Below are 5,994 nucleotides of genomic sequence, written 5' to 3' on the forward strand. Positions count from 1 at the left end.
GATGCGCTCCCCGTCATTCCAGGAGAACCCCTCATGACCACGCTCATCACCCCTGCCACCACCACGTCTCCGGCCACGGCCACGGACTGGGCGCCGTTCCGGGTCCTGCTCGAGACCCAGCGAGCCGACTGCGTGCGCCAGCGGGAGTTCGCCCTGGCCGAGTCGGCCACCTCGATGCCGGACCCGGTTGCGGTCAACCGCGCGGCCAGCCACCTGCGCAGGATCGAGGAGATCGACGCGGCGCTGGAGCGGATCGCCGCCGGCACCTACGGCGTGTGCACCTACTGCGGAAGCGCCATCCCGACCGAGCGGCTGGAGCTGCGGCCGTTTGCGGTCGGCTGCGTCTCCTGCCAGCAGGCGCGCTGAGCGGTCCGCGCCGCGGCCGCGCATCCCGGCGCGGCCCGCCCCCCAGCCATCCACCTGCCGGGCATCCACCGGTCCGACCACCGCGTCTGACCGGTGGATGCGCACATCCTGTGCCGATCGCTGCCCGGTCGAACCCGTCCCGGCGACACGACCGTCGGGGGAAGGAGCGGGCATGTCCTCGTCCCATCAGCACGGTCCGAAGTTCGTGGCCGGCTCGCCGCGGCAGGTCGCCGTCGTCGGCGGCGGCATGGTCGGCCTGGCCACCGCCTGGTTCCTGCAGGAGGCCGGCGTGCAGATCACCGTCTACGAGCGTGACTCCGTGGGCGCCGGCGCCTCTTGGGGCAACGCCGGCTGGCTCACCCCGGCGCTGACCGTGCCGTTGCCCGAGCCGGCGGTGCTGCGCTACGGGCTGCGGGCGGTGTTCAGTCCCCGGTCACCGGTGTACGTGCCGCTGCGCGCCGACGCCACGCTGCTGCGCTTCCTCACCGGGTTTGTCGGGCACAGCACCGCGCGGCGGTGGCGGGCCGGGATGGCCGCCTACGGGCCGCTGAACGAGCGGGCGCTGGAGGCCTTCGACGTCCTCGCCGCCGCCGGGGTGCCCGCGGTCACCCACCCGGCGCGGCCGTTCCTGGCGTGCTTCCGCCGCGAGCGCGAGACCGAGCGGCTGTGCGCCGAGCTGGAGGCCATCCGCGACGCCGGCCAGGACGTTCGCGGTCATCCGATCACCGGCTGGCGGGCGCGGGCGATGGAGCCGGCGCTCACCGACCAGGTGGGTGCGGCGGTGCAGATCTCCGGCCAGCGGTACCTGCACCCACCGGAGTTCGTGCGGTCCCTGGCCCTAGCGGTCCGCTCCCGCGGCGGTGAACTGGTCGAGGGCGTCGGCGTGGTCGACCTGCAGCACGCCGGCGACGGGATCAGCGTCGTCACCAGCACCGGTGAGCGGCAGCGGCACGACGCGGTCGTCCTCGCCACCGGCGCGGAGCTGGGTCGGCTGGCCGGCCGGTTCGGCGTGCGACAGCCGGTGCAGGCCGGGCGCGGCTACAGCTTCAGCGTGCCGGTGGAGCGGATGCCCTGCGGCCCGCTGTACTTCCCGGCCCAGCGCGTGGCCTGCACGCCGCTGGGCGGGCGGCTGCGGGTGGCCGGGATGATGGAGTTCCGCCGCCACGGCGCTCCGCTCGACCCGCGCCGCATCACCGCGATCGTCGACGCCGTTCGCCCGTTCCTGACCGGGGTCGACCTCGACGACCGGCGCAACGAGTGGGTCGGCTCCCGCCCGTGTACTCCCGACGGGCTGCCGCTGGCCGGCGTCACCGCCTCCCCGCGGGTGTTCGTCGCCGGCGGCCACGGCATGTGGGGCATCGCGCTCGGCCCGATCACCGGGCAGCTGATCGCCCAGGCCGTGCTCAAGGGCGAGGCCTCACCGGAGCTGGCCCCGTTCGACCCCCTGCGCTGACCTACCCCGCACTCCCACCCGCCGGCGGACACCGCCACCTCCTCGGACCGCCGGCGGGTGGGTCCCTTCCCGCCCTGGAGCTCCTTCGTGCTGCACACCCCCGCCCACCGGTCCATTCCCGATCCCGGACGACTGCTGTCGGTTCGCACAGTGCCCGACCCCCGCCCCGGCCGGGTGGTCGTCGAGGTCGTCGGCGAGGTCGTCGGCGAGGTCGACACCTCCACCGCGCCCGCACTGGAGGTCTGCCTCACCTCGCAGGCCCGCCAGCCCGGCGTCCGGGAGCTCGTCGTCTACCTGGGTCAGGTCACGTTCCTCGGCGCCGCCGGGGTCACCGTGCTGGCCCAGGCGCACCGCCGCTGCCGGATGCGCGGCGCCCGGCTGGTCATCCGCACCGGCGGCCGTCGGTGCGTGCTGCGTCCGCTGCAGCTGGTCGGGCTGGCCGACCTGGTCGCCGTCGACCCGGCCGATGCCGAACGCCCGCAGCCGCGGGGGCCGCGGACCCCACGGCGGCCGCGGACGACGCCGCGCCGCCCCTCGGCGCGGCGTCCCCGCCGGGTGTGCCGGTGAGCGGTGCCGCGCGGCCGCCGCTGCCGATGCGCGCCGCGGCGGCGGCCTACCGGTTCCGGGAGAGCCTGTTCGCGCTGCCGGCGCTGCTCGTGGTCGCCGGCATCGCCGTGGCCGAGGCCGCCGGGGCGGTCGACCGGGCCGTGGGCGCGCGGGTCGTGCCGGTGACGTTGACGATGTCCAGCAGCACCGCCACCTGGCTGCTGAGCACCGTGGCTGGCACGACCATCACCACCGCCGGGGTGGTGTTCTCCCTGACGGTGGTCAGCCTGCAGCTGGCCAGCAGCCAGTTCAGCCCTCGGGTGATGCGCTCGTTCATCCGCGACCGCCTCAGCCAGGTCGTCATCGGCCACCGGTGGGCGCCAGCAGCCGCGGATGCGACCGCAGGGAACCGTGCGCTGAACGGCCACCGCACGGCCGGTGCGGCATGATCGAGGCCGTCTCCGCTGGCCAGCTGGGCCTTGCCGCGATGGTCGCCGTCGTCGCTGGGGCGATCAACTCCATCGCCGGCGGTGGGTCGCTGGTGCTGTTCCCGACGCTGGTGGGCCTGGGCCTGCCGACGGTGGCCGCCAATGTCACCAACTCGGTCAGTCAGTGGCCTGGCTACCTCGGCGGGGTCGTCGGTTTCCGGTCGGCTCTGGCCGGTCAGGGCCGCCGCATCCTGGCATTGTCGGGACTGGCGCTTGCCGGCGGCGCGGCCGGCAGTGTGCTGCTGCTCACCACACCATCCGACGCCTTCGACCTCGTTGTTCCGGTCCTGGTGCTGCTGGCCAGTCTGCTGCTTGCAGTGCAGCCGCTACTGGCCCGGCGGCTGTCGCGGAGCCCAGCGGGAACGGCGGGACGGGACCCGGTGTGGCTTTCGGTCGCCGTGTTCACCGGCTGCGTCTACGGCGGCTACTTCGGTGGAGCGCTGGGCGTGATCCTCGTCGGCGTGCTCGGCCTCGGGCTCGGAGAGCTGCACCTGGCCAACGCGATCAAGACCGTCCTGTCCCTGGTCACCGCCACCGTCGCGGCCGTCGTGTTCGGCCTCTTCGGGCCGGTGTCATGGACCTACCTGGCGGTGTGCGCGCCGGCCAGCCTGCTCGGCGGCGTGGTCGGCGCCAGGATCGCCACGCGCCTTCCCGCCACGCCGCTACGGGTGTTCATCGTCGCCTTCGGCGTCGCCGTATCGGCCTTCCTGTTCCTCCGTGGCTGACCGCCCACTGCTGCTGGACACCCGGGCTGGAGCAGGCGGTGGGCGCCTACGTCACCAGGCGGCGGGCCGGCAGTTCCAGGCAGTGCCGGGCGGTGATCAGGCCCAGCAGCCGATCGTCGTCGTCGACCACCGGAACCGCGTCGGTGTGTGCGAGCAGCATGGTCCGGGCCACCCTCGCCAGGTCGTCCCCGGCACGTACCTGCGGCCGCGGTCGTCCGTGCGCCAGCCGACGCAGCGGGATGCACGCTGAACGGGCCGGGTGGCCAGGCCAGTGCGAGCTCGCGGTCGTCGAGCACGCCGACCGGGTGCAGCCGATGGTCCACGACGACCAGGTACCGCTTGTCCGGTCCCCGTAGCCGCCCCCAAGCGCTCCACAGGGAGGTGTACTGATCGGCGGTGGGTGGCCGCGGGGTCATCACGTGCGCCGCGGTCGGGGCACCGCAACCCCGGCCGTGGACAACCAGAGCAGGCCGCTGCTCGTGATCGTCGAGCACGGCCACCTCCTTGCCGACTCGGACCATCCCCGCCGCCGGACTACTCAGATGCGGGCCTGTCCGGTCAGATGAGGCACGCTGGCGTTGCCGGTCACCGGCAACCAACGACTGCGCGTCACCAGGCCCGCTTTCTGGCCGCGACAGGACGAAGGGAGCGCACATGCCCCGCGACGCCGCACGTCCGCCCACCGGCCGACCGGCCGCGGCGTCGGAGGAGTGGCTCGACTCGGTCGGGGACTCTGCCGCGGCCGCCGTCCAGGCGCCGACGGAGCTACTCGGGGAGTACCTGCCGCTGCTGGCCGACGCGGCCATCCACGGGCGTCGCGCCGAGGCCTGGGAGCTCGACGCGGTCCGCGAACTCGGCCGGAGCGCGGCCGCGCAGGGCGTCGGCGCGCGGCGCGCTGTGGACCTGTACCTGTCCGCGGCGTGGCGGCTGTGGCGGGAACTGCCGGTCGTCGCGCGCTCCAGTGATCCGGAGAAGGTCCGCGCCGCCGCCGAGGCGGTGCTCCGGGTCCTCGACGACGCCGTCGGCGTGCTCGTCGACGGCCACCAGGCCGAACGCCGGGAGATGATCCGCCGCGAGGAGGCCGTGCGAGCCCAGTTCGTCGACGATCTGCTCCGCGGTGACGCCGACGTCTCCCGGATGGTGGAGCGTGCCGAGCTGTTCGGCATCGACCTGGGCAAGCCGCACCACGTCGCGCTGGTGGCCCCGCGCCACCCCGACGGCGCGGTCGACCGGGCGGCCACCGCCCTGGAGCGGGCGGTCGTCGACCGGTTCGGGGACCGGGAGGTGCTGGTCGCGATGAAGGACGGTCGCATCGTCGTCCTCGTCCCCAGTGCCGCCGCACCCGCGGGCGCTGCCGCGCGCGGCGGTGACATCGGCGGGCTCCTGCAGCAGGACCTGCGGCGGCTGCGGATCGCCGGTCGGTGGCGAGTGGCCGCAGGGCGGGCGTTCCCCGGGGTCTGGGGTGTGCCGCGCAGCTACGAGGAGGCTCGCGAGGCCCTGGCCCTCGCCGATCGGCTGGGCTCCGACGCCGATGTAGTGCACGCCCGGGACCTGCTGGTGTACCGGGTGCTCGGCCGCGACCAAGCGGCGATCGTGGACCTGGTCCGCGACGTGCTCGGCCCGCTGCAGCAGGGTCGCGGCGGCGCCGCAGTGCTGCTGGAGACCTTGCAGGCGTACTTCGACGCCGGCGATGTCGCCACCGAGGCCGCGCGGCGGCTACACGTCTCCGTCCGCACCGTGACCTACCGGCTGGCCCGGGTCGCCGAGCTGACCGGGTACCGCGTGTCCCAGCCCGATCAGCGGTTCCCGCTCCACGCGGCCGTGCTCGGCGCGCGTCTGCTCGACTGGCCTGCGCGGCCACTCCCAGCCGAGCCCTGACAGGGCGGGACGCTGGAGCGGGGGCGGTCGCGGTGTGGAGAGACGCAGGAGGTGGGCGGCCGTCCCTCGTGGGGTCGTGCACAAGCGGTGGCCTGAGGGACAGTGACCAGGCCCCCGTCCCCCGTTGGAGAGGCATGCCGTGCCCGAGACCCACCGTCGCCCCATTCCGCCGGTTCAGTCCGTGGAGGACCACGACCGCCACTACCTCGACCTCGCGGTCGAGCAGGCCCGGATCGGCTGGGACGAGGGCGGCGTCCCGATCGGCGCGGTGCTGGTGCACGAGGGCGAGGTGCTGGCCGTGGGGCGCAACCGCCGGGTCCAGATGGGCAGCGCCATCCGCCACGGGGAGACCGACTGCATCGAGCGCGCGGGTCGGTTGCCGGCGTCGGTGTACCGCCGGAGCGTTCTCTACACGACGCTCTCGCCCTGCTACATGTGCGCCGGGACGGCGCTGCTGTACGAGATCCCCCGGATCGTGATCGGCGAGAACCGGACCTTCCAGCAGTCCGAGGAACTGCTGCGCTCGCGCGGGGTGCAG

8 protein-coding genes are annotated in these 5,994 nt (G+C 74.4%); 7 read left to right on the forward strand and 1 reads right to left on the reverse strand.

Going from position 1 to position 5,994, the window contains the following annotated elements; all coding sequences use genetic code 11:
• Positions 1-33: 33 nt before the first annotated feature.
• The 5 genes from CNO22_RS25155 (at position 34) to CNO22_RS25175 (ending at position 3,578) form a co-directional block, all read left to right on the forward strand.
• Complete coding sequence (locus CNO22_RS25155) at positions 34-366, forward strand: TraR/DksA family transcriptional regulator (protein ID WP_100501980.1); 333 nt, start codon at positions 34-36, stop codon at positions 364-366.
• Between the two features lie 172 nt (positions 367-538).
• Positions 539-1,819 (forward strand): NAD(P)/FAD-dependent oxidoreductase, encoded by a 1,281-nt coding sequence (locus CNO22_RS25160; protein WP_100501981.1) that lies wholly within the window; start codon positions 539-541, stop codon positions 1,817-1,819.
• A 150-nt stretch (positions 1,820-1,969) separates the two neighbouring features.
• On the forward strand, positions 1,970-2,386 hold the full coding sequence (locus CNO22_RS25165; protein WP_157937115.1) for an STAS domain-containing protein: 417 nt from the start codon (positions 1,970-1,972) through the stop codon (positions 2,384-2,386).
• The gene (locus tag CNO22_RS25170; RefSeq protein WP_198588589.1) at positions 2,383-2,814 is read left to right on the forward strand and encodes a DUF2254 family protein; all 432 of its coding nucleotides are present in this window, start codon (positions 2,383-2,385) and stop codon (positions 2,812-2,814) included. The genes CNO22_RS25165 and CNO22_RS25170 overlap by 4 nt, the downstream gene beginning before the upstream one ends.
• Positions 2,811-3,578 carry a sulfite exporter TauE/SafE family protein gene (locus tag CNO22_RS25175; protein ID WP_100501983.1) on the forward strand — a complete coding sequence of 256 codons (768 nt, stop codon included), beginning with the start codon at positions 2,811-2,813 and terminating at the stop codon, positions 3,576-3,578. Before CNO22_RS25170 ends, CNO22_RS25175 begins: the two co-directional genes overlap by 4 nt.
• Before the next feature lie 46 nt (positions 3,579-3,624).
• Here the strand turns inward: CNO22_RS25175 and CNO22_RS29995 are convergent, their stop codons facing one another.
• The gene (locus CNO22_RS29995; RefSeq protein ID WP_332870105.1) at positions 3,625-3,969 is read right to left on the reverse strand and encodes a CBS domain-containing protein; all 345 of its coding nucleotides are present in this window, start codon (positions 3,967-3,969) and stop codon (positions 3,625-3,627) included.
• A gap of 263 nt (positions 3,970-4,232) precedes the next feature.
• Here CNO22_RS29995 and CNO22_RS25185 point away from each other — a divergent pair, with 263 nt between their 5' ends.
• On the forward strand, positions 4,233-5,456 hold the full coding sequence (locus CNO22_RS25185; RefSeq protein ID WP_100501985.1) for a PucR family transcriptional regulator: 1,224 nt from the start codon (positions 4,233-4,235) through the stop codon (positions 5,454-5,456).
• 181 nt (positions 5,457-5,637) lie between these two features.
• The coding region (locus CNO22_RS25190; RefSeq protein WP_157937117.1) for a nucleoside deaminase at positions 5,638-5,994 on the forward strand (357 nt) is incomplete at its 3' end.

It is taken from the genome of Geodermatophilus chilensis, assembly GCF_002802985.1.
Classification (GTDB): Bacteria; Actinomycetota; Actinomycetes; order Mycobacteriales; family Geodermatophilaceae; genus Geodermatophilus; species Geodermatophilus chilensis.